The sequence below is a fragment of the Halomonas sp. PAMB 3232 genome, assembly GCF_031954225.1.
Classification (GTDB): Bacteria; Pseudomonadota; Gammaproteobacteria; order Pseudomonadales; family Halomonadaceae; genus Vreelandella.
The window spans coordinates 1,970,645-1,996,683 of record NZ_CP134865.1 but is presented as its reverse complement, the minus strand read 5'-3'; the positions used below and the strand labels follow the sequence as shown (position 1 = coordinate 1,996,683).

Sequence of the window (26,039 nt, the reverse complement as noted above, 5' to 3'; positions counted from 1 at the left end):
GGTAAAATTGGGCACTACTATGGCGCGTTAAGAGAGTAAAAATCAATTGTTACGGAACCCGGTGTTCACCGATAGTGTCTGCTCATGGATTTGATACGCGCGGCAATGTGCTTGATGCACGGCAGATAACGCGTAACACTACGTACATGGAGTACGTACATGGAGTACGTGCAAGGAGCGCTAACGCCTCTATCGCCTATCAGGTAGGCGGTCACGCAAAAAAGTCCGACGCTAGTGTCGGCAAGGCCGGGCCGCGCTCGATACGGGCCACTGTTCCAGTCGTTCGGCGGGCCGGTTTATAAACCGCTCCGTACGAGTGACGTCCTTGGCCAATCAGTTTATTTACGGTCAATGATTTATTTAATTTGCCCAAGGGACGCTATGTTGCATGCTGTTAAAGCCCGCCTCGGAGGGCGAAGGGTATCAAGGATCGGCGTTAAGCGTTCGAGCCGGGGGAGAGTGTGAATGAGCACTCGTGAAACGGATCAGCAGCTGGTTGAACGTGCCCAAAAAGGTGATTTACGCGCTTTTGATCTGCTTGTGAAAAAATATCAGCACAAGATAATCGGACTGATCGGTCGCTACGTTCACGATCATGCCGAGGTTCAGGATGTCGCTCAGGAAGCGTTCATCAAGGCGTACCGGGCGCTTGGTAAATTTCGTTCAGAAAGCGCTTTCTATACGTGGATGTACCGTATCGCGATCAACACGGCAAAAAACCATCTCGTTTCGCGCGGACGCCGCCCACCAGGCAGTGATCTGGATATCGTCGATGCCGAGATGCTCGACCAGAGCGGCCGGCTAGCGGACAGTGAGTCTCCTGAAGCCTCGATTGCGCGGGACCAGCTCGAAGCGGCAGTGTTCGAGGCAATCGAGCGCCTGCCGGACGATCTTCGTACCGCCATTACGCTTCGCGAGCTCGATGGACTTGCCTACGAAGATATCGCCCAGGTCATGCAGTGTCCGGTGGGCACGGTGCGTTCGCGCATTTTTCGGGCGCGCGAAGCGGTAGATGAACATATTCGGCCGCTGGTCAGCACCTCACGCAATAGCCGCGATGAGTAAACGCCAGATGGCGCGGGCCGCTAGAAAATCCCATAAGCAATTTCACTTTTTTGTGAACTGTCAGCGGTCAACGGCGTCATAGTGCGTGACCAGATTAACCAGCAAGTAAACAGCAAGTATGGCGCGCCGTCAGATCAATCAAGTGATTGGTAATGCCTTGATGGGGCGCGCCAAACTCAAGTGTTGGCCTGTGAATACGCTCGCGGCCATACCGACAACCGTGGCTCGAGACGTTTTTAAACACAGCGTGAGGGTGTAAGTATGAGTTTGAATACACGAGAATCACTATCGGCATTGATGGATGGCGAAAGCGAAGAGCTGGAGCTTCGCCGCGTGCTCAAGTCACTGCCCGAAGAAGCAGGCGCTGCCGAGTCCTGGCGCCGCTACCACTTGGCTCGCAGTATGATGCAGCGCGAGCGCTCGGTTGATGTGAGCCTTGACCTCTCCGCCGGCATCATGGCCCGGCTTGAAAACGAGCCGGCGCCGCAGCTCGATGCACAGCAAGACACGTCGAGCATTGGCTCGCTTGCCAAACCCGGTCGCGTCTCGTTTGCCCGTGGGGCGAGCGTTGCCGCTGCGGTATCGCTGATGGTCGTCACTGGGGTGCAGTTTTTGAACAGTGACGGCAGCGTTTCAACCGCCACTCAAGGAGGCAGCGACTTGGCCGCGGTGTCTTCGAACGCTGGCGCTCAAGTGCAGCCGGCAAGCTTGGGCGGTACCAATGCGGTGACGTCTTCTGACGTTCCCATGTTCGAGCCAACGGCGTTTCGTGTGAACGGTCAGGCCGGTCGCAGCGGCTTGATGAACGTAAGCGAATCATTTGGCGCCTCGACGCCGGCGGTGTCCAACGCGGCTCAGACGTTTTCTGCGCCCACGAGCGCCATCGACGCCGATCAAATCAACCTGCTCCAGTCCTACCTCGAGCAGCACGCGCAGGGAGCCGCCGCAGGCAGTGGCGATAGCTGGATGCCGCTCATGCGCTCATCCTCTATCGTCGAGCCGCTTGGTCAGCGCTAATCGGCTGGCGCGACCGGCAGTTCAGTAAGCGTTTTTATCGGTAGCGATTAAAGGATGAGGGATGATCGTGAGGGTCGAGGCAGCGTCGTGGTTTGCAAGGGGGGCGCTCTGTGCAGCAGTCGTGGCGCTTTCGTTTCCCGCAACTGCTCAGGCGAGCAGCGAGGCCGATCAGCCCTCCACGGCGCCCTCGACAGAAGCGGCTCGCCAGACCTGTTCCACCCCGCTTTTAACTCAGGCACCGAGTTCCGTCGACGAGTGGCTAATCCGTACGATGCTGGCAAGCCACTGCTATGAATACCAGGCCCGCGCGGTCTCCATCAACAGTATCGGTGTACGCACGCTGGCGCTTTCTCATCGCGTTCAGGATGGGGTGCGTCAGCAGGTCGTTCAGCACCTGGATGGGCCTTCCATTAGCGTCGAGCGCCGTTCTCAGGCCGGCAAGCTGGCTTGGGCGCTTCCCGGTGAGAGCGATTTCGATATTGCGGTTACGCCCCGTGCCTGGGCTGAACACGTCGAAACCTATTACGATGTATCGCTCGAAAATGAAGAGCGCGTGGCCGGGCGCGTGGCATCCAGACTGCGCTTCGAGCCTCACGATGACAATCGTTACGCCCATACCTGGTGGGTCGATGAGGAGACCGGCCTGTTGCTCAAGCACGAGCTGAGCGATACCCAGTCCCGCGTGGTCGAAACCTTTCAGATGACCCAGCTTCAATCGCCGTCGCTTTACGAAGGCCCGCTCATGAGTGAGCAAAGCCGTGGTCTGGCGGACCCAGATTGGGAAGTCAACTGGCTCCCAGAGGGCTTCGTAGCGCAACCGGCCCAAATCACCAGCAGTAACCCCATGCCGCAGCGCTTTTTCAGCGACGGCCTTTCGTCGGTGAGCGTGTTTGCCGCGCCAGCGGGCGATGAAGCGCTCGAAGCAGGCGCCTACACGCTGGGGGTTTCAGGAATCGCGATCGAGCTTGTCGATATCGAAGGTGAGCGCTGGCAGCTCGTAGCGATCGGTGAGCTGCCGGCCGGGCAGGTGCGCCGCATCGTTCAGTCGATCGAGTTCGGTGCACACGTTCCTGGCCGCGGCTAAAAGCCTGCTTGCGCCTACCCGCTCGGCACGTATCGTAAGGCTTGGTAAAGCGGTTAGCAGGCAAATGGAACGTTTTTCCCAGCGATGAGTCTTTAATCTGCTTGATGGCTCGATGAGCCGAATCCCTTCCCAGGTGTGATTGCTGTTAGAACGAGGAGCTTTATCCCATGAGGCGTTCGGTTGTTTCCTACTCGCTTTGGCTGTGCATGACGGCGCTGCTGATAATGGGCCAATCGGCCTACGCACAAAACCTTCCCGATTTTACCGAGCTGGTCGAAGACGCCGCCCCGGGCGTAGTCAACATCTCGACCAGCCGAACGGTTCAGCGAAGCGGCCCCGACATGCGCGGCTTCGGCGGTCAGGACATTCCGGAAATTTTCCGCCACTTCTTCGGCGACAGCTTCCCGGCACCACCCGGAGAGCAGGGGCGCGGTCGTAGCGAAGAGCGCCAGTCCCTGGGCTCGGGTTTCGTCATTAGCGCCGATGGCTACGTGCTGACCAACGCACACGTGGTGCAGGATGCCGACGAAATTCTTGTGCGTTTGAACGATCGTCGCGAGCTTTCTGCCGAGCTGATCGGTAGCGACCAGCAAACCGACGTGGCGCTTTTGAAAATCGATGCCAACAACCTGCCGGTACTCAATTTGGGCGATTCCGACGATCTTCAGGTCGGCGAATGGGTGGCGGCCATTGGTTCGCCCTTTGGTTTCGACCATTCGGTGACCGCGGGTATCGTCAGCGCGATCAATCGCACGCTGCCGCGCGACGCCTACGTGCCTTTCATTCAAACCGATGTCGCGATCAATCCGGGTAATTCTGGCGGGCCGCTTTTCAATCTCGAAGGCGAGGTCATCGGCATCAACTCCCAGATTTTCACCCGCAGCGGTGGCTTCATGGGGCTCTCCTTCGCGATTCCGATCAACGTGGCGATGAACGTGGCCGACCAGCTGCGTGAGGAAGGCCACGTCAACCGCGGCTGGCTGGGCGTGATGATTCAGCCTGTCTCCCGCGATCTGGCCGAATCCTTTGGCATGGACGACGCCATCGGCGCGCTCATCGCGGATCTCGACCCGGAAGGCCCGGCGGCACAAGGCGGCCTGCAGGCCGGGGACGTGATCGTTGGCGTCAACGGTGAAGAGGTCGACCGCTCCAGCACGCTGCCACGCCTGATCGGTCGCGTTGCTCCCGGAAGCGATGTGTCGCTAACGGTCATTCGCGACGGAGAAGAGATCGAGCAGACCCTTCAGCTCGGCAGCTGGCCTGAGTCCGAGCAGGGCAGTGCCGCGAACGGTAGCAACGAACAAACCCGCTTGGGCGTGAGCGTGGGAGAGGTAAGTGAGGAGCTCCAGGAGCGTTTGAGCATTGGCGGCGGTGTGGAAGTTCGCCAGGTCGAGGCGGGCAGCGTTGCCGCTGACGCTGGTATTCAGCCAGGCGACGTTCTCGTCAGCGTCGATCACAAGAGCGTAACGTCTGCCGAGGAGCTTGCTGGCATCGTCGAGTCACTACCCAACGACCGCGCCATCCCGGTGCGCCTCTACCGCGACGGTCGCTCGCTGTTCATCGCGCTGCGCTTGCAAGAGTAAACGGCTTTACTCGGATCACGCCGAGTCGATACAAAGTGATCGTCAACGCCCCGGCCCGCCGGGGCGTTTTGCCATCAGTGGTTCGACCGCGCAGGGCGTGAAGCGGACCAGGCGCTCGGGCGCGGCGCAATGAACATGGCACCCGCGTCTTGCTAACGGTACAATGCTGCCAATTATTCATTGCACGTGGCCGTGTTATTTTTTTGTACTGTACAGGGCTTCGTACATACCCCGGATTGCAAAGCGTAATGTCATCAGAAAATACCAGTAAAATTAAGCATATTCGCAACTTCTCCATTATCGCGCACATTGATCACGGCAAGTCCACGCTGTCGGATCGTTTGATTCAGACCTGCGGGGGCTTGACCGATCGCGAGCTCAAGGAGCAGGTGCTCGACTCGATGGATATCGAGCGCGAGCGGGGGATCACCATCAAGGCGCAGTCGGTGACGCTTGACTACACCGCCGCCGACGGCAGCGTCTACCAGCTCAATTTCATCGACACCCCCGGCCACGTCGATTTCTCCTATGAAGTCTCCCGCTCGCTTTACGCCTGCGAAGGGGCACTGCTGGTCGTCGACGCCGCCCAGGGGGTCGAGGCGCAGTCGGTGGCCAACTGTTACACCGCTATCGAGCAGGGCCTCGAGGTGCTGCCAGTGCTCAACAAGATCGACCTGCCCCAAGCCGACCCTGATCGCGTGGGTCATGAGATCGAGGAGATCATCGGGCTCGACGCGACCGACGCCTGCCAGGTCTCGGCGAAAAGCGGCATCGGCATCGGCGAGCTTCTGGAGCGGCTGGTGCGCGATATTCCGCCGCCCAAGGGTGACCCGGATGCGCCGCTTCAGGCGCTGATCATCGACTCTTGGTTCGATAATTACCTGGGCGTCGTCTCGCTGGTGCGTCTTTTCGACGGCACGCTCAAAAAGGGCGACAAGATTCGTATCAAGTCGACCGGGCGCGACTGGAACACCTCGGAAGTCGGTATCTTTACGCCGCTCAAAAAGGAAACCGGCATGCTGCGCGCCGGCGAGGTCGGCTTTATCGTTGCCGGTATCAAGGAAATTCACGGCGCGCCGGTCGGTGATACCATCACCCATACCAAATCCCCGGACGTGGCCCGGCTTCCCGGCTTTCAAAAGGTCAAGCCCCAGGTCTATGCGGGCATGTTCCCGGTCAGCGCCGACGATTATGAGGATTTTCGCGACGCGCTCGAAAAGCTCGCGCTCAACGACGCCTCGCTCGACTACGAGCCGGAGAACTCCGACGCGCTGGGCTTTGGTTTTCGCGTCGGCTTTCTGGGCACGCTCCACATGGAGATTGTTCAGGAGCGCCTCGAGCGCGAGTACGATCTCGATCTTTTGACCACCGCGCCCACGGTGGTTTACGAGCTTGCAATGAAAAACGGCGACGTCAATTACGTCTCCAACCCCTCGAAGCTTCCCGACATGGCGGATGTCGACGAGATGCGCGAGCCGGTGGTGCGGGCGAGCATTCTCGTGCCCCAGGACTACGTCGGCAACGTGATCACCGAGTGCGAGCAGCGCCGGGGCACGCAGCGCGACATGCAGTTTCTGGGCAGCCAGATCCAGCTCACCTACGAGCTCCCCATGTCAGAAGTGGTGATGGACTTTTTTGATCGGCTCAAGTCGATCTCCAAGGGCTATGCGTCGCTCGAGTACAACTTCGAGCGCTTCGAGGCGGCAAAACTCGTGCGCCTCGACGTACTGATCAACGGTGACAAGGTCGATGCGCTGGCGGTGATCATTCACCGCGACCACGCTCACTCCCGCGGGCGCCTGCTGGTCGAGAAAATGCGCGAGCTGATTCCGCGCCAGATGTTCGATGTGGCGATCCAGGCGGCCATCGGTGGTCAGGTCGTGGCGCGCTCTACCGTCAAGGCGTTGCGCAAGAACGTAACGGCGAAGTGCTACGGCGGTGACGTCAGCCGTAAGAAAAAGCTGTTGGAAAAGCAGAAGGCGGGTAAGAAACGGATGAAGCAGGTCGGGCGTGTGGAAATTCCTCAGGATGCCTTCCTTGCTGTGCTCAAGGTCAACGACTAGGAAGACGACACCCTCATGGATTTTTCACTACTACTGGTACTGGCCGTCGCGATCACCGGGGTCATCTACCTGCTCGACGCCCTGTGGTTTCGCCCGCGTCGCCGCCGCCGCCTGATCAATGCCGAAGAGGCCGCCCAGGGCGAACTCGACGCCACCACCCGCGCCAAACTCGAAAAGGAGTCCTGGCCGGTCGACTATTCGCGCTCGCTGTTTCCGGTACTGCTGGTCGTGTTGGTGGTTAGAAGTTTCATCGTCGAGCCGTTTCAAATTCCCTCCGGTTCCATGCGGCCGACGCTCGAGGTGGGCGATTTCATTCTGGTCAACAAGTTCGCCTACGGGTTGCGTCTGCCGGTGATTAACGAGCGCTTCGTCGAGGTCGGTGAGCCCGAGCGCGGTGAAGTCATGGTGTTTCGTTTCCCTGACGAGCCGTCGGTGAACTTCATCAAGCGCGTGGTGGGCCTGCCGGGCGATCGCATTCGCTATGAAGGCAAACAGCTCTACATCAACGGCGAGCCGGTCGCCAAAACGCTGATCGAGGAGGGCCCCGCCGCCTCGCCGCAACAGCTATTATTGAATGAGCGGTTGGGGCCGGTCAGCCACGCCATCTACAACAATCCTCGCGACCCGGGCCCCCAGATGGGCGAAGTCATCGTGCCCGAGGGCGAGTATTTCATGATGGGTGACAACCGCGACCAGTCCAACGACAGCCGCTACTGGGGGTTCGTGCCGGAGGAAAACATCGTCGGGCGCGCGTTTGCCGTCTGGATGCACTGGGACGGTGGACTGCCCAGTTTTTCGAGCGTAAGGCGAATCGAATGAGTCGCACCGCCCAGGTCAACGTCGAAGACGTAGGAGCATCGTGAGTAATTCCCTGAACGCTTTTTGCCGACGAATCGGCTACACCTTTGGCGATGAGTCGCTTCTGGAGCTGGCGATGACCCATCGCAGCTTCGGTGGGCGCAATAACGAGCGCCTGGAGTTTCTGGGCGACTCGATCGTCAATTTCGTCATTGCCGAGGCGCTTTTCGAGCGCTTTCCCCAGGCCCGCGAGGGCCAGCTTTCTCGCCTGCGCGCGCGCCTGGTCAAGGGCCAAACGCTGGCAGAACTTGCCCGTGAAATGGCCTTTGGCGAGTGTTTGCGCCTGGGCTCCGGCGAGATGAAAAGCGGCGGGCACCGACGCGAGTCGATTCTGGCCGACGCGGTCGAGGCGGTCATCGGCGCGATCTACCTCGACGCCGGTATGGACGCGGTACGCGAGCGAGTGCTCGCCTGGTATCGGGAGCGTCTTGAGAGCACCTCGCTGCAGGACACTCAAAAGGATCCAAAAACCCGTCTGCAGGAATTTTTGCAGTCACGCCAGGCGGCGCTTCCACGCTACGAAGTCGTCTCCGTAAAGGGCGAGGCCCACGCTCAGACCTTTACCGTCGAGTGCTATATCGATCTTTTGAGCGAGCATACGACCGGTAAAGGCCCTAGCCGGCGCCACGCCGAGCAGCAAGCCGCCGAAGAGGCGCTCACCCACCTTGAAAAAACTCCCGGAGATCCCGCGTCATGAGTCAAACCTGCGGCTTTGTGGCCATCGTTGGGCGGCCTAACGTAGGCAAATCGACCCTCATGAATCGTATTCTGGGGCAGAAGGTGTCCATCACCTCCCGGCGCCCGCAAACCACGCGCCATCAGGTGATGGGTATCAAGACGGTGGACGAGACCCAGTTCATCTATGTCGATACCCCGGGCATGCACATCATGTCCAAGGATCGCAACAAGGCGATCAACCGCTTCATGAACCAGGCGGCCACCCAGGCGCTTCGCGACGTCGACTGCGTGGTCTTCATCATCGATCGCACGCGCTGGACCGAAGAAGACCAGGCGGTGCTGGCGCGCCTGGAGCACGTCAAGGCGCCGGTGGTGCTGGCGGTCAACAAGGTGGATCGCCTGCAGGACAAGGCCTCGCTGCTGCCCTGGCTTAGTGAGGTCGGCGCGCGGCGCGACTTCGCCGCGGTGATTCCGATTTCCGCCAAGCACGGCACTCAGGTCGAGGCGCTGGAAGAGGAGGTCGCCAAACACCTGCCGGAAAGTATCCACTTCTTCCCGGACGACCAGATCACCGATCGTAGCCTTCGCTTCATGGCCGCTGAGCTCGTTCGCGAAAAAGTCATGCGCCAGCTCGGCGACGAGCTGCCGTACCAGATGACCGTCGAGATCGAGGAGTTCCGCGAGACCGAGCGCGTCACCCACATTAGCGCTCTGATCCTCGTCGAGCGTCAGGGGCAAAAGGTCATTTTGATCGGCGAAAACGGCGAGCGTATCAAGAGTATCGGCCGCGAGGCGCGCCTCGATATGGAGCGCACCCTCGGTACCAAGGTGATGCTGAACCTGTGGGTGAAGGTCAAGCGCGGCTGGTCCGACGATGACCGGGCGCTCAAAAGCCTGGGTTACGATCTCGATTGAGCCCACTATCTTGAGCAAAGCCACCATGGCCGAGCCCGCGTTTTTGCTTCATCGGCGCCCTTACCGAGAAACCAGCGCCCTGGTCGATCTGCTAACGCTGAACCACGGGCGCATTCGGGCGGTCGCCCACGGCGGCCAGCGTCCGGGCTCCAAATCCCGCCAGCGTTTGCAGCCATTCACGCCGTTGTTCGTGGCCTGGCGCGGCGATCATGAGTTAAAGCGTCTGACCCTGATGGAATCGCGCGGACAAACGGCGCTGCTGGTAGGGGAGGGGCTTCTTTGCGGACTCTACGCCAACGAAATCGCCACTCGGCTGCTGCCTTTGGAACTTGCCGCCGAGGAGGTGTTCGCCTTCTATAGCGCCCTACTCGACGCGCTGCCCCAGCCAAGCGGACGGGCGCTGGCGCTTCGCCGCTTCGAGTGGGCGCTGCTCGACGCGCTCGGGGCGACGCCGCGCTTCACCACCCCGGAAGGCGACGCTCTCGACCCTCAAGGGCGCTATCGGTTCGAGTCGCAAAGCCGCGCGTTCGTACCTTTCGAGCGTGGCATCGAAGGGCGGGCGCTGCGCATTCTCGACCAGGGCGACTGGACGCCGGACGGGCTTTCCGGGGCGCTGAAGGCGGTCATGCGCGCCGCGCTCGCGCCGCATTTGGGGTCAAAGCCTTTACGCTCGCGTGAGCTGATGGTGGATCTGGCCCGGCGCCGCGCGAGTTCGGGAGAATCCTGACGTGTCCCATCCGGGCTCCTGACATCCTGGTTTCTCAACGTTAGCCTTTAAACCGACGCATTCATTTTTGGATCACGCACTGGAGAGCGCCATGCACCCCCCGCGGATTTTACTCGGTGTCAATATCGATCATATCGCCACGCTCAGGCAGGCCCGCGGTACGCGCTACCCGGACCCGGTGCAGGCCGCACTGCTGGCAGAAGAAGCCGGTGCCGACGGCATCACGGTCCATCTTCGCGAAGACCGCCGCCATATCCAGCCGCGGGACGTGCGCCTTCTGGCCGAGATGCTCAACACGCGCATGAATTTGGAAATGGCGGTGACCGAAGAGATGCTGGCGCTTGCCGAAGAGCTCAAACCGGCCCACGTTTGTCTGGTGCCGGAAAAGCGTGAGGAGCTGACGACCGAAGGCGGGCTGGACGTAGTGGGCGGCTTCGATCAGATTCAGAGCGCCTGCGAGCGTCTGGCGCAGGCCGGCTGCGACGTGTCGCTGTTCATCGATCCGGAGTTCGAGCAGATCGACGCCGCGCACCGCGCCGGGGCGCCGACCATCGAGCTGCACACCGGCGCCTTCGCCGAGGCGGTCGTGGGTTCGCAAGCGGCCAAGGACGAGTACGCCCGGCTCAACGCCGCCGCAATTCATGCGGTGTCGCTGGGGCTGGTGGTCAACGCGGGCCACGGCCTTCACTACCATAATGCGGAGGCGATCGCCGCGCTTCCCGGCGTCAACGAGCTCAATATCGGTCATGCCATCATCGCCCGCGCGCTGTTCGTGGGCCTCAAGGAGGCGGTGGCGGAAATGAAGCGATTGATCATCGCCGGTCAGGAAGCGGGGTTGATGGCTGCGCTCGATGATCATGAGCACTCGCATGATCACGATCACGCAAACGGCTGCTGCGGGCACTGAGTGTGATCGTGGGGATTGGATCGGACATTGCGCGGGTCGCGCGCTTTGAAACCGCCATGGTGCGCCACGGTGAACGCTTCGCCGCGCGCATCCTGGGCCCGCTTGAGCACGAGAACTGGGTGAGCCGACACCGTTCGCCGGCATTCCTGGCAAAGCGCTTCGCGGCCAAGGAGGCGTTCGTCAAGGCGCTGGGGCTTGGCCTTCGCGCGGGCATGCAGTGGCGCGATATTCAGGTGCTCAACGATGCGCTCGGCAAACCCGTTCTCGAGCTTACCGGCGAAGCCAGGCGGCTTTTCGAGCAAAGCGGTGCACAAAGCGCCCATGTGTCGATCAGCGACGAGGCGGAGTATGCGCTCGCCTTCGTCGTACTCGAACGCTGACGGCACGATCAAACGAGCATGAAGCGTTGGGCGCTCAGCGCCCGGATTTCGTCGAGCAGGGCCATCGCCTGCGCCTCGAGCGCTTTTGAGATCCGGGCCGATTCATCGACATCATGGCGGTGAAGCGCTTGTTCGAGCTCAAAAGCCGCCTCACCAAGCGCCGGGGCGCCGCAGTAACGGCAGGCGCCATTGAGCGCGTGAACCGCCTCGAGCAGCGCCTCACGATCGTTTTGCTCGAGCGCCTGCTCGATCTGCGCCTTGCTTTGCGTCAGACTGTCGATCAAAAGCAGCAGCTGGCGCTTGGCGAACGCCTCGCTTCCACCAGCTCGAGCGGCGCCCAGCGCCAAATCGAGTGCGGGCGGCGAGCTGTTCGTTTTGATCTCGCCGGCCTCCATCAGTTCATCGGCTGGCGACACCAGCGTCATGCCCAAAAAGCGTTTGATCAGTTTCTCCAGCGCGGCTTCGTCCACGGGTTTTAGTAACACATCGTCGAAGCCCTGGGCGAGCCAGCGTTGGCGCTGGTGCTCGGGGACGTGAGCGGTGACCGCCACGATCGGGCAGCGCGCCCAAGCGCCGTCGATCTGGCGAAGCGCCCGGGTGGTCTCGAGCCCGTCCAGCCCCGGCATGCGAATATCCATCAACACCAGATCGAAGTGGCGCATCCGCGCATATTCGAGCGCACCGTAGCCGCTGTCGGCCAGCACCAACTCAAGGTGGTCGCTCTCCAAAAGCGCCTTGAGCAGCATACGATTCGCGGCGTTATCGTCCACGATTAGTACGCTGACCGGCCCTGTTGGTGTGAGCTCGTCTTCGACGTCGTCAGCCGGTGTGGGGCCGCCGTTAAACAGCGTCTCGAGGGCTGCTATCATCCGGCGGCGTGTGAGCGGTTTACTGATGATGTCGCCGCCAAACGGCAGCGGCCAGTCGGGCAGGTCGAGCTGCACGCCCAGCGCAAGGATCAGGGTGGGGCGCTGGGCCTGCTCGATCACCGATTCCCAGTAATGCCGGCGTGGGGCGACGAAGTCCTGCGGGGTAAGCGCCAGCATCAAAAGCGTCGTGTCATCGGTGTCGGCAAACGATACCGGGCGGGCGCACCAATGAGCCAGCCAGTTTTCCAGCATGGCGCGGGTCGTGGGGTGAGGCTCGTGCAAACGCACCACTATCTGCTTCAAATCGAGCGGCGCGCGCGCGCTGACCGCGCCGTGGGCGCGCAGGGGGAGTGTGAACGAGAAGCGCGCGCCTTCACCCGGTGCGCTGTCGATCGAAATATCGCCGCCCATGCGAGCAATCAGCTGGCGGCAGATGCTCAGGCCCAGGCCGCTGCCGCCGTACTCCCGCGAGTGGCTGGGAGAAGCTTGGGTAAAGGCATCGAATAGCCCGTGCTGCTGCTCGGCGCTGAGGCCGATTCCGGTATCGCTGACGCTGACGTTGAGTACGACGTGCTGGCCCTCTTGTTGCCCCAGTTCGGCGCGCACCACGACCTCTCCTACGCTTGTGAACTTGATGGCGTTGCCGACCAGGTTATTGAGTACCTGCTGAAGTCGCATCGGGTCGCCGCAAAGCGGCGTGGGAATATCGTCGAGGAGAAGACCCAATAGATGGAGCCCCTTTCGTTGAGCCTCCGGTGCGTTCAGGCCAATGACGTCATCGATTACCGTCGCCATGTCGAACGCCACCTCCTCGAGGTTGAGCTGGTCGGCCTCGATTTTCGAAAAATCGAGTACGTCGTTGACCAACCGCAGCAGGTTGTCGCAGCCGCGGTGGACCTGGCGCAGCCACTCGAGTTGGCGCTTGTCGAGTTCGGAGCGTCCGAGTAGGCGGCAAAAGCCGATAATGCCGTTGAGCGGCGTGCGGATTTCGTGGCTCATGTTGGCCAGAAACTCGGACTTGACCGCGTTGGCCTTGACCGCGCTACGATGCGCAAGATCCAGTTTGATGCTCTGCTCCTCGACGGTTTCCATCGACTCACAAAGCTCCCGGGTGGCAAGCTCGATCTGGCGCTGCATGTCGCGCTGAAAGTGCTGGAGATGCTCGCCGACCTCGTTGATGCTTTGCCCCAGCGCGTCGAACTCGGCCGCCTCATGCTTGCCCAAACGGCGTTCATAATCGCCGTGAGCAAGGCGAAAGAGCGCCTGGTTGGCGCGTTCGAGCGGACGCGTGAGATAGCGGCTCAACGCGCGCCATAACAGCAGCAAAACTGCCCCCAGCGCGGCGCCGCCCAGACTCAGCAGCGCCAACAACCGGTAGCGCTCCAGGGCAAGCGTACGGGTGTCGACTTCGGCTTCGAGCCAGCGGCCACTGCCGCCGGCGCCCGCCCCGTCGTTACCGTGATAGATCGACAGCGGGACCTGCAAGCGCCAGATGTTTCGGTCTTCGATGAGGGTGGTGCTGCGGGGCACGCTGAGCCGCTGAGCCGCCAGAAGCGGGCGACCCAATGCCAGCACCCGGTTGCCCTGCTCGTCGAACAGCGTCAGCGCCCGCAGAGCGTTGTACTCCATGAGCTGGCGCGCTAGGCGCTCCACGCGCGACTCGTCGCCCTCACCCAGGGCGTCGTTGAGCCCTGGCGCCAGCGCTTCACTGGCGCCGACCAGTCGCTCGGTAAAAAGTCGCTGCTGGGTACCGGCGTTGTGCAGAAGTAGTAGCGCGGCCATGGCGGCGTAAATGACAAGCGGAATGCCTACCAGGGCCAGCAGCGTACGCGTATTCAGGGACATGAATGAAACTCATTGATTCCGTGGGTTACCTGTCCAGTCACAGGCAGCCTCGATATAATGCAACACAACGGTGACGATAAGGAATGGACGATGGACTATCCCACGCTTGAAGATGTGATCGGTAATACGCCGCTGGTGCGGTTGAAGCGCATCAGCGCCGGGCGTAACAATACGCTGCTGGCCAAGCTCGAAGGTAACAACCCGGCGGGCTCGGTGAAGGACCGCCCGGCGCTGTCGATGCTGGCCGAGGCAGAGGCGCGCGGTGAGATCACGCCAGGTGACACCCTCGTGGAAGCCACCTCGGGCAATACCGGTATTGCGCTGGCCATGGCCGCCGCGATCAAGGGGTACAACATGGTGCTGGTGATGCCGGAAAACGCCTCCAGCGAGCGCAAGCAGGCCATGGCCGCCTTTGGCGCCACGCTGATCTCGGCAAGCCAACAGGGCGGCATGGAAGAAGCGCGTGACATCGCCGATGAGATGATCGCAAGCGGCAAGGGCAAGCCCCTGAACCAGTTCGCCAATCCGGACAATCCGCTGGCGCACTATCGCACCACCGGTCCGGAGCTTTGGCGTCAGACCGGCGGCGAGATCACCCACTTCGTCAGCTCCATGGGCACGACAGGGACCATCATGGGCGTGTCGCGCTATCTGAAAGAGCAAAACAGCGCGATCGAGATCGTCGGCCTACAGCCGGCAGATGGCGCGAGCATTCCCGGTATTCGTCGCTGGCCAGAAGCGTACCTGCCGGCCATCTTCGAAGCCCCGCGGGTGGATACGGTGCTCGATATCGGCCAAAAAGAGGCCGAAAGCCACATGCGAAGGCTCGCCCGTGAAGAGGGTATTTTTGCCGGCGTCTCCTCCGGCGGGAGCCTGGCGGGCGCACTACGGATTGCCGAGCAGGTGGAAAATGCGGTGATCGTTTTCATCGTCTGCGACCGTGGCGACCGCTACCTCTCGACCAATTTGTTCGATACGGCTTCGTAGGCCGGCTCGTCTAACGATGTGCGCATGGCCAAAAGCTCTAACAGGCGCCGATTTTTTTGAAACACGATGATTGGAATACACAATGCTCTGGATAGACCACACGGTGCTGGATCGTTTTTATGCTGGGTAAAAAGCGGCCGTCGCGCCCCAAATCCGGGCATTCGGGGCTTGCCCGTACGCCTGCCGCGGCGCCGATAAAAGGGGCCGATGGCACTGCCTTGACCATCGGCCGGCTCGCCCACGACGGGCGCGGTATCGCCCATGACGCGGCGGGCAAAACCGTGTTCGTCGAACAGGCGCTGCCCGGTGAAACCGTCGAGGCGGCGGTGCATACCCAGAGAAAGCGCTTCGACGAGGCTCATATCAAGGCGCTTTTGACGCGCTCGGAGAATCGGGTCACGCCGCCGTGCCCCTATTTCGAGCGCTGCGGCGGCTGCGATTTGCAGCACCTGGCGCTACCGGCCCAGCGCGAGCACAAGCGCCAGGTGGTCAAGGAGCTCTTCGCGCGTCAGGGCATGACGCTATCTGAAATTACGCCGCTTGACGGCGACACCGAACACTACCGCCGTCGCGCTCGCCTCGGCGTGCGCGTGGATGGCCAGGAGAACGTGCTGCTGGGCTTTCGCGCAGCGGGTAGCCACCGCCTGGTGAATATCGCGCACTGCCACGTGCTGGTGGCCGAACTCTCGTCGCTGATCGCCCCGCTCAAGGGGCTGCTCGATACCTTGAGCGCCCCGCGTCAGGTAGGGCATCTCGAGCTGATCAAACCAGCCGGGGCGCCGGTAGTGCTGGTGCGCCAGCTCAAGGCCAACGCTCAGGACGCCGCCGCCTGGCGCGCCTTTGCGTTTGAGCAGGGCGTTAGCGTAGGCGCCTTCGTCGGGCGTGAGAACGCGACACTCGAGTGGTACGGCGAGGCGCCGGCGCTCGAGGATGAGTTGTACCTTGACCCGGATGGTGTCGAGCAAGAGCCACCGCCCAACGTGACCCTGGGCTTCGAGCCGGGAGACTTTCTTCAAGTCAATCAGCAGGTCAACCAGCGTATGGTGAATCAGGTGTTGGAGTGGCTGACACCGACGCTTGCATCCTCGCCGGCGCCACGCGTACTTGATCTCTTCGCCGGGATCGGTAACTTCAGTGTGCCACTGGCGCTCAAGGGCGCGAACGTGCACGCCGTGGAAGGCAGCCAAACCATGGTCGCGCGGATCGAGCAAAACGCCGCGCGCCACGGGCTCGATATCGCCGCTCTGCAGGCGGACTTGAGTCGTGAGGCGAGCGTAGCGGCGCTGTTCGAAGACGATCAAGGCGTCGATGCGGTCGTGCTCGACCCGCCGCGCGACGGCGCCGAGGCCATTTGCCGGGCGCTTGGCCGCTACCGCGTGCCCCGCGTGGTCTATATCTCCTGCGACCCGGCAACGCTTGCGCGCGATGCGGCGCATCTTTTAAGCCAGGGCTACCGCGAGGCGGCGGTGGCCCTGGCGGACATGTTCGTACATACCGCACACGTCGAAACGATGGTGCTGTTCGAATACCGAGGTTAGACCCTCATTTGGCGCTACACTTACAGCGGGATAAGCGCCGTTAGTTTAAAGGACGAGTCATTGCCATGGTGAAAGTGCGTGAAGACCAGCCGCTAACCCAGACCGGCCGGGTGGATGTAGAGCAGTGGTTGACGCGCCTGAAAGAGAGCGTTCGCCTACCCGAACCCGAGCGGCTGATCGAAGCCTGCGAGCTGGCCGAAATGCTCGAGCGCCAGGCACCCAAGACCCATCGCGTATGGCTGTCGCCGGGCATGAGCTTTCGCATGGGGCTCGAAATGGCGGACATCCTCGCCGATCTCAAGCTCGATCAGGCTGCGCTCGAAGCAGCGGTGCTCTACCGCTCGGTGCGCGAAGGACTGATCAGCCTGGAGGGCATCACCAAGCGTTTTGGCGAAGAGGTATCCAACCTCATCGACGGCGTGCTGCAGATGGCGGCCATCAGCTACCCGCTGACCTCGAATCACGCCATGGCCCAGCACAATCAGCAGGAAAACCTGCGCAAGATGCTGGTCAACATGGTCAGCGACGTGCGCGTGGCGCTGATCAAGATCGCCGAGCGCACCTGCGCGCTACGCCAGGTCAAGGACGCCCCGCGCGAGAAGTGCCTGCAGGTCGCCCGCGAGGTCGCCGATATCTATGCGCCGCTGGCACACCGCCTCGGAATTGGCCAGATCAAGTGGGAGCTCGAGGATCTCTCGTTTCGCTACCTGCACGAGCAGGACTACAAGACCATCGCCAAACTGCTGGCGGAGAAACGTCTCGACCGCGACCGCTACATTCAGGACGTGGTGAGCACGCTCGAGACATTGATGCGCGCCCAGAACATCAATGAGTTCGACGTCAAAGGGCGGGCCAAGCACATCTACTCGATCTGGCGCAAAATGAAGCGCAAGCGGATCGATTTTTCTCAGGTACACGACGTGCGCGCGGTGCGCATTCTGGTGCCCGCGGTCACCGACTGCTACACGGTGTTGGGGATCGTGCATTCACGCTGGCACCACGTGCCCAATGAATTCGACGACTACATCGCCAACCCGAAGAAAAACGGCTATCAGTCGCTTCACACCGCCGTCATGGGGCCGGAAAACAAGGTGCTCGAAATCCAGATTCGCACCTTCTCCATGCACGATGAAGCCGAGCTCGGCGTCTGCGCCCACTGGCGCTACAAGGGCCACGACACCAACGCCAAAAGCCGCAGCTACGAAGAGAAGATCGCCTGGCTCAGGCAGGTACTCGAGTGGCAGGATGAGGTCGGCGGCTACGGTGACCTGCGTGAAGGGCTTGCAAGCGACGTCGCCCCGGATCGGATCTACGTCTTCACTCCGGACGGCCACGTGATCGATCTGCCGCGCATCGCCACGCCCATCGACTTCGCTTACCGGGTGCATACCGAAATCGGTCATCGCTGCCGCGGCGCCAAAATCAACGGGCGCATCGTGCCGCTCAACTACAAGCTGAAAACCGGCCAGCAGGTCGAAATTCTGACCGCGACCAAGGGCGGGCCGAGCCGCGATTGGCTCAATCCCAGTCTGGGCTACGTGCGCACCTCCCGCGCGCGGGCCAAAATTCAAGCCTGGTTCAAGCATCAGGCACGGGACCAGAACCTCGAAGAGGGTCGGGCGCTGTTCGAGCGTGAGATGAAGCGCCTGGACGTCGACGGCCTCGATATGCAAAAGCTCGCCGAAGCGGTCAACTACCAGAGCGCCGATGACATGTACGCCGCCCTCGGGGCGGGGGATCTGCGCATCGGTCAGGTGCTTCACCAGGCTCAGCAGCTCTTTGGCGAAAGCGACGACCAGGAAAAACTCGCGCGGCTGTTGGCCAAACCGCGCCGCCAGCAGAGTAAGGCGCCTCAGGGCGATATCACCGTACTGGGCGTTGGCAACCTGAAAACCAACATGGCGAACTGCTGCAACCCGGTACCTGGCGAGCCGATCATCGGCTTCATCACCCAGGGGCGCGGCGTGACGATTCATCGTCAGGAGTGCCCGAACGTATTGCAGCACCGCCTCGACGAGCCGCAGCGCATCATCGAGGTGGAGTGGGGCGAGCGCGCCCACACGCGCTACCCGGTGGCTATCGAAATTCAGGCCTGGGACCGCTCGGGCCTTCTGCGCGACGTGACTGGGCTTTTGGGCAACGAAAAGGTCAACGTATTGGCAGTGAACACCCTGACCGACACCGATGAAAGCATCGCAAGGCTTCGTATCACCCTGGAAGTTGATGGGCTCGAAACCCTGGGGCGGCTTTTCTCGCGTATTCAGCAGCTGCCCAACGTCACCGAAGTGCGAAGGCTGCGCGACGCCGACCCGGAAAAAAACGCGCGCAAGGGGAGTCACTGATGCGCTATGAGTTGGCGGACCTGCTCGAATTGATGCGCGTGTTGCGCGACCCCGAACAGGGCTGCCCCTGGGATGTTGAGCAGCGCTGGGACACCATCGTGCCCCATACCATCGAGGAGGCGTATGAAGTCGCCGATGCCATCGAGCGGCGCGCCTTCGATGAGCTTCCGGGCGAACTCGGTGATCTGCTCTTTCAAATCGTCTATTACGCGCAGTTCGGCCTCGAGGAGCAGCGCTTCGATTTTTTCGATGTGGTCGACACGCTCACGCGCAAGATGATTCGCCGCCACCCTCACGTGTTTCCCGAAGGCACGCTCGCCTCACGGCGCGCCCCGGGGGAAAGCGCCGACGAGGTCGAGCAGCGTCAGGTCAAACACCGCTGGGAGGCGCTGAAAGACGACGAGCGCAACGGGCGCGCCATTGATAACGCCTCGACGCTGGACGATGTGCCCAAAACGCTACCGGCGCTGAGCCGCGCCCACAAGCTCTCCAAGCGCGCTGCGCGGGTCGGGTTCGATTGGCCGGATACCCGCGGCGTGCTCGACAAGATTCGTGAAGAGCTTGGCGAGGTCGAAGAGGCGCTGGCCGCCAATGATACGGCCCACGCGCGCGAGGAAGTCGGAGATCTGCTGTTCGCCGTGGCCAATCTCGCGCGCACCCTCGATGCCGACCCCGAGACGTGTTTGCGCGCGACCAACGCCAAGTTCGAGCGTCGCTTTCGCTACGTCGAGCGCGCCCTCAATGAGTCGCAGCGTTCGATGTCAAACGCCACCTTGAATGAAATGGAGCGCCACTGGCAGGCCGCCAAGCGCCAGGAGCGCAGTTAACAACAACACCCCACACGGACTTTCCGGGAGGCCAGGTTAATGAGTCATGATCTACACGAATCGCTTCGTGAGAACGTACGTATTTTAGGTGACAGTCTCGGGCGTACCATCGCCGACGACCTGGGACAGAGCTTCGTCGACAAGATCGAGACGATTCGCGCCCACGCAAAGCAAGGCCGCCAGGGCGATACGCTGCAGCAGCGCGCGCTAATCGAGTACCTGCGCGAGCTGCCCGAGCGTGATTTGTTACCGGTCACCCGCGCATTCAACCAGTTTCTCAACCTGGCCAACATCGCCGAGCAGCACTACCGCGCGCGCTTTCGCCGGGTCGAGGATTACAAGCCCGGCACCCAGCCCGTGCTCGGCGAGCTTCTGGAGCGCGCCCGTCAGGCCGGCAACTCGCCGCGCTCGCTGGTGGAAACGCTGGCCAACATGCGCGTCGAGCTGGTGCTGACCGCACACCCGACCGAAGTCATTCGCCGCACCCTGATTCAAAAGTACGACGCCATCGACGAGTGCCTGAGCGTCATCGAAAGCGCTGACGAGTACCCCGAGCGCGGCGAGCGCGCCCGCGGGCGGCTCAACGAGCTGATCAGCCAAGCCTGGCATACCGATGAAATTCGCCACGAGCGGCCCACCCCGGTCGACGAGGCCAAATGGGGCTTCGCGGTGATCGAAAATTCGCTGTGGCAGGCGGTGCCGGATTTTCACCGCGATTTGGACAACCTGCTGCTCGAAACCGCCGGCGAGCGCCTGCCGCTGGACGCCGCGCCGATTCGCTACGCCTCCTGGATGGGCGGCGACCGTGACGGCAACCCGAACGTGACCGCTCGCGTGACCAAAGAGGTGCTGCTGCTTGGCCGCTGGATGGCGGCGGATCTCTACCTTCGCGATCTCGATCAGCTCAAGACCGAGCTTTCCATGTGGAAGGCAAACAGCGCCATGAAAGCCGAAGTGGGCGACGTTGCCGAGCCCTACCGCGAGCTTTTGAAGCGCCTGTTGCAAAAGGTCGAGGCGACGCGCGACTGGGCGAAAGCGGGCCTTGACGGTTACAACTTCGACGGCGGGCCGATCATCGAAACCCGCGATCAGCTCTACGCGCCGCTTTTGGCCTGCTACCGCTCGCTGTGTGACGTTGGCCTTGACACCATCGCCAATGGGGCGCTGCTCGATACGCTGCGCCGCGTGGCGGTATTTGGCGTCACGCTCACCAAGCTTGACCTGCGCCAGGAGGCGAGCCGCCATACCCAGCTGATGGAAGAGCTGACCAGCGAGCTTGGCCTTGGCCACTATCAGCAGTGGGACGAGGCCGACCGTCAGGCGTTTTTGCTCGAGGAGCTGGCCTCCAGCCGCCCGCTCATTCCCAGACGCTGGGAGTGCTCGGCGGAGTCGCGTGAAGTGATCGATACCTTCAAGGTGATTGCGGGTGAGCACGCCGAGGCGCTCGGCACCTACATCATCTCCATGGCCGCCGAACCCTCGGACGTACTCACCGTTGCGCTGTTGATGAAAGAGATCGGTGGGCGAGTGTCGCTGCCCATCGCGCCGCTGTTCGAGACGCTCAACGACTTGGACAACGCCGCCGGCGCCATCGATAAACTGCTGGCGTTGCCGGGTTATCGGTCGCTGGTCAAGGAACGCCAGGAAGTGATGATCGGCTACTCCGACTCCGCCAAGGACGCCGGCCAGCTGGCCGCGGCCTGGGCGCAGTACCGCGCCCAGGAGTCGCTGGTCGAGGTGTGCAAGCGCCACGGGGTCGATTTGACGCTGTTTCACGGGCGCGGCGGCACCGTCGGGCGCGGCGGCGGCCCGGCCCACGCGGCGATTCTCTCCCAGCCGCCGGGCTCGGTGAATGGAAGTCTGCGCGTGACCGAGCAGGGTGAGATGATCCGCTTCAAGTTCGGCCAGCCGGATATCGCGCTGCGCTCGATGGAGATCTACGCCTGCGCGGTGCTGGAGGCCACGCTGTTGCCGCCGCCGGCCCCGCAGCCCGAGTGGCGAAAGGAGATGGACGAGCTCGCCCGCGTGGCGCATGCGGGCTATGTCGGCGTGGTCCGCGAGGACCCGGACTTCGTGCCCTATTTCCGCGCGGTGACACCAGAAGGCGCCCTGGGGCGGCTGCCGCTGGGTTCGCGGCCGACCAAGCGCCGTCAGGACGGCGGCGTGGAAACCCTGCGCGCCATTCCTTGGATCTTCGCCTGGACCCAGATACGCCTGATGCTGCCGGCCTGGCTTGGCAGCGGCGAGGCCTTTGCCAATCGCCTCGAGCAGCCCGGCGGGCGAGAAGTGCTCCAAGAAATGCGGCGCGAGTGGCCGTTTTTTGGCACCTACCTCGACATGCTCGAGATGCTGCTGGCCAAGGCGGACGTGGCGATCGCCGCCTACTACGAGCATCGGCTGGTCGATGAGCCCTCACTCAAGGCGCTGGGCAAGCAGCTGCGTGAGCGCTTCGCGCGCCTAGAAGTCGCCGTGCTGGATATCGCCGATCAAAAGGCGCTGTTGGAGAACACGCCGCTGATTCGTCAGGCGATCGACGTGCGCAATCCCTACATCGACCCGCTTCACGGCCTGCAGGCGGAGCTCTTGCAGCGTAACCGCGACGCCGACGGCGCGATCAGCGCCGACCTTTCCCGCGCGCTGATGGTCACCATGGCCGGCATCGCCGCCGGACTCAGAAACACCGGATAACGCCCCGTGCGTAGCCTCTTGCCGCCGCCTTTGGGCGGCGGCGTCTCTTTTTAAACGCAAGTCAGGCGTGTTATGTCGCTTAAAACATCGACCCGGATCAACAAGTACATCAGCGAAAGCGGGCTCTGCTCGCGCCGCGAGGCGGACCGCTTCGTCGAGCAGGGCAACGTTTACATCAACGGGCGCCGCGCAACGACCGGCGATCAGGTCGTGCCCGGCGATCGGGTCAAGGTCAACGGCCAGGAGATCGAGCCCCAGGAGGAAGAGGACCTGGTGCTGATCGCGCTGAACAAGCCGGTGGGCATCGTCAGCACCACCGAGTCCAGCGAAAAGGCCAACATCGTCGATTTCGTCGGCCACGGCGTGCGCATCTTTCCCATCGGCCGCCTCGACAAGGACTCCCAGGGGCTGATCCTGCTGACCAACAACGGTGATCTGGTCAACAAGATTCTCAGAGCCAACAATAATCACGAAAAGGAGTACGTGGTCACGGTCAACAAACCCGTGACCGACGAGTTCGTTAGCGGCATGCAGGCCGGCGTGCCGATCCTTGGCCAGGTCACCAAAAAGTGCAAGGTGGAGAAGGTGTCGACGTTTGCCTTCAACATCACGCTGGTTCAGGGCCTCAATCGCCAGATTCGCCGCATGTGTGAATATTTCGGCTTCGAGGTGGTGGAGCTCGTGCGCACGCGCATCATGAACGTGTCGCTCAAGGGCCTTGCCCTGGGCGACTGGCGCGATCTAACGCCCAGGGAGATCGACACGATCGTCGCTCTTACCGAGGGTTCCGAGGCCGCGCCGCCGGCGGCGCAAAAGCCAAAACCGCGCGCGCGAAAGGGCACTTCCAGCAAAGCGGGTGCTCCGTCCAGGGGAAGAAGCGGCACCGCGCACAAGGCCAAACCCGCCGGGCGGGGCAAGCCCGGTAACGGCAAACCCTCGCCCAAGGGGGCCGGCAAGCCCCCGGCAAAGGGCAAGCCTGCCGCTCAGGGCAAGCGAGCGGGAAAGTCCGCGGGTAAGCCGATCAATAAAACCGCCGGTAAGCCTTCGGCAAAAAACGGCGGCAAGCCGGCAACAAAGGGGCGGACTGTATCGGCCAAACCCGCGCGGGGTAAAGGTAAGCGCTAGCGCCGTAAAACGATATCCCGGAATCAAACAACCGAGCGCTTGTGAAAGCACTCGGTTTTCTTGCCAATGTTCGAAGCATCACGCCAGCAGGAAGTTACCGATCAGCTCCTTGCCGCCTTCGGTGGCGAACGACTCCGGGTGGAACTGGATGCCGTGAATCGGGTAGTCGCGGTGCTTGACGCCCATCAGCTCGAACTCGCCGGCGGCCTGCCAGCGCTTGCGCTCGGCAAAGTCCGCCGCCGGTAGCCCGCCGACGGTCGCGGTCACTTCCAGGCATTCGGGAAGCGAGGCCGCATCGGCGATCAGCGAGTGGTAGCGCATGACTTCGAGCTGATCCGGTACGTCCTTGAAGACCGAGCGGCCGTCATGATTGATCGGGCTGATCTTGCCGTGCATCGGCAGCGGCGCCTTGATCACCTGCCCACCAAAGACATGAACGATGCCCTGCATCCCCAGGCACACGCCCAGAAGCGGCGTGGTCGGGCCAAGCTTCTCGATCACCTCACCGCAGACGCCGAAGTAGCGCGGATCGTTAGGGGAGCCCGGCCCCGGCGAGATGATGATGCGATCTGGCGCCATGGCCGCCACGGCGTCGAAGTCGATCTCGTCGTTGCGCTTGACCGTAATATTAAAACGCTCGAGCGCGCCGCGGTTTTTCTCCGCGGTCAGAATCTCGCCGATGAACTGGTAAAGGTTGTAGGTGAAGGAGTCGTAGTTATCGATGATCAAAACGTTCATGCCGGGTTCTCCGTGGCGGTTTCTGATCCCTTGACGTCTTCCGGCTCGTCCATGAACGGCGCCAGGGCCTTTCGGGTGCCGGCGAACTTGCGGCGGATCTCCTCGTACTCATCCTCGGCGTTGCTGTCATAGACGTTGCCGCCGCAGGTCTGCACGTAGGCGTTTTCGCCGTTGACGAACACGGTACGGATGGGAATGGCGAAGGTGCAGTCGCCGTTGAAGGAGAATTGGCCCACCGCGCCGCCGTAGGGCCCGCGGCCATCGGTCTCCAGGTCATCGATGATCTTCATCGCCTCGATTTTTGGCGCGCCGGTCAGCGTTCCCGCGGGGAAGTTGCTGGCAAGCGCGGTGAACATGTCCTCGTTTTGATCGATTATACCGACGATCTCGCTGGAGATATGCTGCACGTGGCTAAAGCGCTTGATGTCCATCAGGCTTCTCACCTTGACCGTGCCGAACTGGGCGACCCGGCCGATATCGTTGCGATGCAAATCCACGATCATATTGTGCTCGGCGATCTCCTTGGGATCGTTCAACAGCGCCCGGGCAAGCTGGGTGTCTTCCTGGGCGGTCTTGCCACGGGTCGTGGTGCCGGCCAGTGGAAACGTCTCCATTTCGCCCTGGCGCAGGCGGAACAAAAGCTCCGGGCTTGCGCCGATCAGGCGCTGCTCGCCGAACCTGACGTAATACATTTGCGGTGATGGATTGATGCGCCGAAGCTCACCGTACAGCGCCAGCGTATCGCCTTCTATGCGAAAGCGCTTTTTGAAGCCCACCTCGCACTGGAAGACCTTGCCATCGACGATATCCTGCTTCACCTTCGCCACCGCCGCCGCGTGCTCGTCGCGGGTCATGGTGTCGCCAAGGGCGGTAATCTTGAGCGCGCCGGGGGCAACATCGTCGGACTCGATCAGCCCCTGCAGATACTCGAAGCGGCTATCGTCGTAGTAGAAGTAGGTGACCTCGCCGGTCATCTTGTCGAGAATCAGCCCGTCCTTGTATAGGCCGAAGCGGAAGGTGTCGAAATCGTCGCTCGCCTTGAGCGTAAGCGTCGGTTCGAAATACTGCATGGCGTCGTAACCCAGGTAGCCGGACAGGCCGCCGGCGTACTTGCGCGAGATGATGTTCTGCGGCATCAGCGAGCGCAGAAGCTCGTAAGGGTTGTCGCTCTCGTGATGATCGATCTCACCGTCGCGGTGCTCGATCGTGAGCGTTTGGCCGTTGGCGTAGATCAAGTATTCCGGGTCGAAGCCGATGATGGAGTGACGCGCCATGTGGCTATCTTCGCCCAGAGATTCGAGCATGTAGCAGTTCTCGAAAGCGCGCTCGATCTTCTGAAACAACGCGAAGAAATCGCAGTCGGCGGCAAGCGTGACGTAGTGTGGCTTTCGCGGCAGAGTAAAAGGCGTGGGGCCGGCGCTCATGGAGTGTCCTTGAATACGTGTGTGTTGGAAGAAAATGCCCGGGCGCCTCGGGAAACCGTAGCGATGCCGACGCCCAGTGTTTCGGCGATTTTTCGGTGCGCCACGCCTTCATCGAGCAGCTTGAAAATTTGTAGCCGTTTAGCGATTTCCTGATACTCTGAAGGCGTTAGCAGGCTATCGAGCGCGTGATCCATCGCGCGCTCTGTGTCGATGTCGAGCAGATAGCGCACGAGCTCGGACTTGAAACCATCCTCTGCCGCCTTATCTGGTACGTTGTTAGCCACGTTAAAAGCCTTTTCGTTTGTACTAGCGTACTAGTACATAACGTTTTGGCACGGCCTGTCAAGCCGATCGCCTTCCAACGCCATCATGTACACCC

The 26,039-nt window shown here is 61.8% G+C and carries 21 protein-coding genes; 17 read left to right on the top strand and 4 right to left on the bottom strand.

From position 1 onward, the window contains the following. Positions 1-465: 465 nt before the first annotated feature. The 11 genes from rpoE (at position 466) to acpS (ending at position 11,277) form a co-directional block, all read left to right on the top strand. Positions 466-1,065 carry an RNA polymerase sigma factor RpoE gene (gene rpoE, locus RN346_RS09120; RefSeq protein WP_263587106.1) on the top strand — a complete coding sequence of 200 codons (600 nt, stop codon included), beginning with the start codon at positions 466-468 and terminating at the stop codon, positions 1,063-1,065. A gap of 261 nt (positions 1,066-1,326) precedes the next feature. Beyond that, a complete protein-coding gene (locus tag RN346_RS09115; RefSeq protein WP_311960945.1) occupies positions 1,327-2,082 on the top strand; it encodes a sigma-E factor negative regulatory protein in 756 nt (251 codons plus the stop codon). A 61-nt stretch (positions 2,083-2,143) separates the two neighbouring features. Then, positions 2,144-3,166: a MucB/RseB C-terminal domain-containing protein gene (locus RN346_RS09110; protein ID WP_311960944.1), complete on the top strand. Its 1,023-nt coding sequence runs from the start codon at positions 2,144-2,146 to the stop codon at positions 3,164-3,166. Between the two features lie 167 nt (positions 3,167-3,333). Beyond that, positions 3,334-4,749 carry a DegQ family serine endoprotease gene (locus RN346_RS09105; protein WP_263587109.1) on the top strand — a complete coding sequence of 472 codons (1,416 nt, stop codon included), beginning with the start codon at positions 3,334-3,336 and terminating at the stop codon, positions 4,747-4,749. Between the two features lie 248 nt (positions 4,750-4,997). Continuing rightward, a complete protein-coding gene (gene lepA, locus RN346_RS09100; RefSeq protein ID WP_263587110.1) occupies positions 4,998-6,812 on the top strand; it encodes a translation elongation factor 4 in 1,815 nt (604 codons plus the stop codon). Positions 6,813-6,827: 15 nt separating this feature from the next. After that, positions 6,828-7,631, top strand: coding sequence for a signal peptidase I (gene lepB, locus RN346_RS09095; protein ID WP_311957962.1), 804 nt, complete (start codon positions 6,828-6,830; stop codon positions 7,629-7,631). Between the two features lie 40 nt (positions 7,632-7,671). Next, entirely contained in the window at positions 7,672-8,367 is a 696-nt protein-coding gene (rnc, locus tag RN346_RS09090) for a ribonuclease III (protein ID WP_263587112.1), read from the top strand. Further along, positions 8,364-9,263 carry a GTPase Era gene (gene era / locus RN346_RS09085; protein ID WP_263587113.1) on the top strand — a complete coding sequence of 300 codons (900 nt, stop codon included), beginning with the start codon at positions 8,364-8,366 and terminating at the stop codon, positions 9,261-9,263. The genes rnc and era overlap by 4 nt, the downstream gene beginning before the upstream one ends. Positions 9,264-9,288: 25 nt before the next feature. Next, positions 9,289-9,990 carry a DNA repair protein RecO gene (gene recO / locus RN346_RS09080; protein ID WP_263587307.1) on the top strand — a complete coding sequence of 234 codons (702 nt, stop codon included), beginning with the start codon at positions 9,289-9,291 and terminating at the stop codon, positions 9,988-9,990. Between the two features lie 91 nt (positions 9,991-10,081). Then, positions 10,082-10,897, top strand: a complete 816-nt coding sequence (gene pdxJ, locus RN346_RS09075) for a pyridoxine 5'-phosphate synthase (RefSeq protein WP_311957960.1) — start codon at positions 10,082-10,084, stop codon at positions 10,895-10,897. Positions 10,898-10,899: 2 nt separating this feature from the next. Beyond that, positions 10,900-11,277 (top strand): holo-ACP synthase, encoded by a 378-nt coding sequence (gene acpS, locus RN346_RS09070; protein ID WP_311957959.1) that lies wholly within the window; start codon positions 10,900-10,902, stop codon positions 11,275-11,277. Between the two features lie 8 nt (positions 11,278-11,285). On the opposite strand, the gene RN346_RS09065 is transcribed toward acpS, so the two are convergent. Next, a complete protein-coding gene (locus RN346_RS09065) occupies positions 11,286-13,991 on the bottom strand; it encodes an ATP-binding protein (RefSeq protein ID WP_311960943.1) in 2,706 nt (901 codons plus the stop codon). 90 nt (positions 13,992-14,081) lie between these two features. Here RN346_RS09065 and cysM point away from each other — a divergent pair, with 90 nt between their 5' ends. The 6 genes from cysM (at position 14,082) to rluF (ending at position 23,498) form a co-directional block, all read left to right on the top strand. Next, entirely contained in the window at positions 14,082-14,978 is an 897-nt protein-coding gene (gene cysM, locus RN346_RS09060) for a cysteine synthase CysM (RefSeq protein WP_311957957.1), read from the top strand. A gap of 119 nt (positions 14,979-15,097) precedes the next feature. Beyond that, complete coding sequence (locus RN346_RS09055) at positions 15,098-16,516, top strand: methyltransferase domain-containing protein (protein ID WP_311960942.1); 1,419 nt, start codon at positions 15,098-15,100, stop codon at positions 16,514-16,516. 65 nt (positions 16,517-16,581) lie between these two features. Continuing rightward, the gene (gene relA, locus RN346_RS09050; RefSeq protein ID WP_263587119.1) at positions 16,582-18,858 is read left to right on the top strand and encodes a GTP diphosphokinase; all 2,277 of its coding nucleotides are present in this window, start codon (positions 16,582-16,584) and stop codon (positions 18,856-18,858) included. Beyond that, the gene (gene mazG, locus RN346_RS09045) at positions 18,858-19,685 is read left to right on the top strand and encodes a nucleoside triphosphate pyrophosphohydrolase (protein ID WP_263587120.1); all 828 of its coding nucleotides are present in this window, start codon (positions 18,858-18,860) and stop codon (positions 19,683-19,685) included. Before relA ends, mazG begins: the two co-directional genes overlap by 1 nt. A gap of 39 nt (positions 19,686-19,724) precedes the next feature. Beyond that, positions 19,725-22,373, top strand: a complete 2,649-nt coding sequence (ppc, locus tag RN346_RS09040) for a phosphoenolpyruvate carboxylase (protein WP_311960941.1) — start codon at positions 19,725-19,727, stop codon at positions 22,371-22,373. 72 nt (positions 22,374-22,445) lie between these two features. After that, positions 22,446-23,498: a 23S rRNA pseudouridine(2604) synthase RluF gene (gene rluF, locus RN346_RS09035; protein WP_311960940.1), complete on the top strand. Its 1,053-nt coding sequence runs from the start codon at positions 22,446-22,448 to the stop codon at positions 23,496-23,498. Positions 23,499-23,576: 78 nt separating this feature from the next. Here the strand turns inward: rluF and RN346_RS09030 are convergent, their stop codons facing one another. From RN346_RS09030 to RN346_RS09020, 3 genes are read right to left on the bottom strand one after another with little or no spacing between them, the layout of a single operon-like run. Further along, complete coding sequence (locus RN346_RS09030; RefSeq protein ID WP_263587123.1) at positions 23,577-24,236, bottom strand: aminodeoxychorismate/anthranilate synthase component II; 660 nt, start codon at positions 24,234-24,236, stop codon at positions 23,577-23,579. After that, on the bottom strand, positions 24,233-25,660 hold the full coding sequence (locus RN346_RS09025; RefSeq protein ID WP_311960939.1) for an anthranilate synthase component I family protein: 1,428 nt from the start codon (positions 25,658-25,660) through the stop codon (positions 24,233-24,235). The genes RN346_RS09030 and RN346_RS09025 overlap by 4 nt, the downstream gene beginning before the upstream one ends. Further along, positions 25,657-25,944: a trp operon repressor gene (locus RN346_RS09020; RefSeq protein WP_263587125.1), complete on the bottom strand. Its 288-nt coding sequence runs from the start codon at positions 25,942-25,944 to the stop codon at positions 25,657-25,659. Before RN346_RS09020 ends, RN346_RS09025 begins: the two co-directional genes overlap by 4 nt. Between the last annotated feature and the right edge of the window lie 95 nt (positions 25,945-26,039).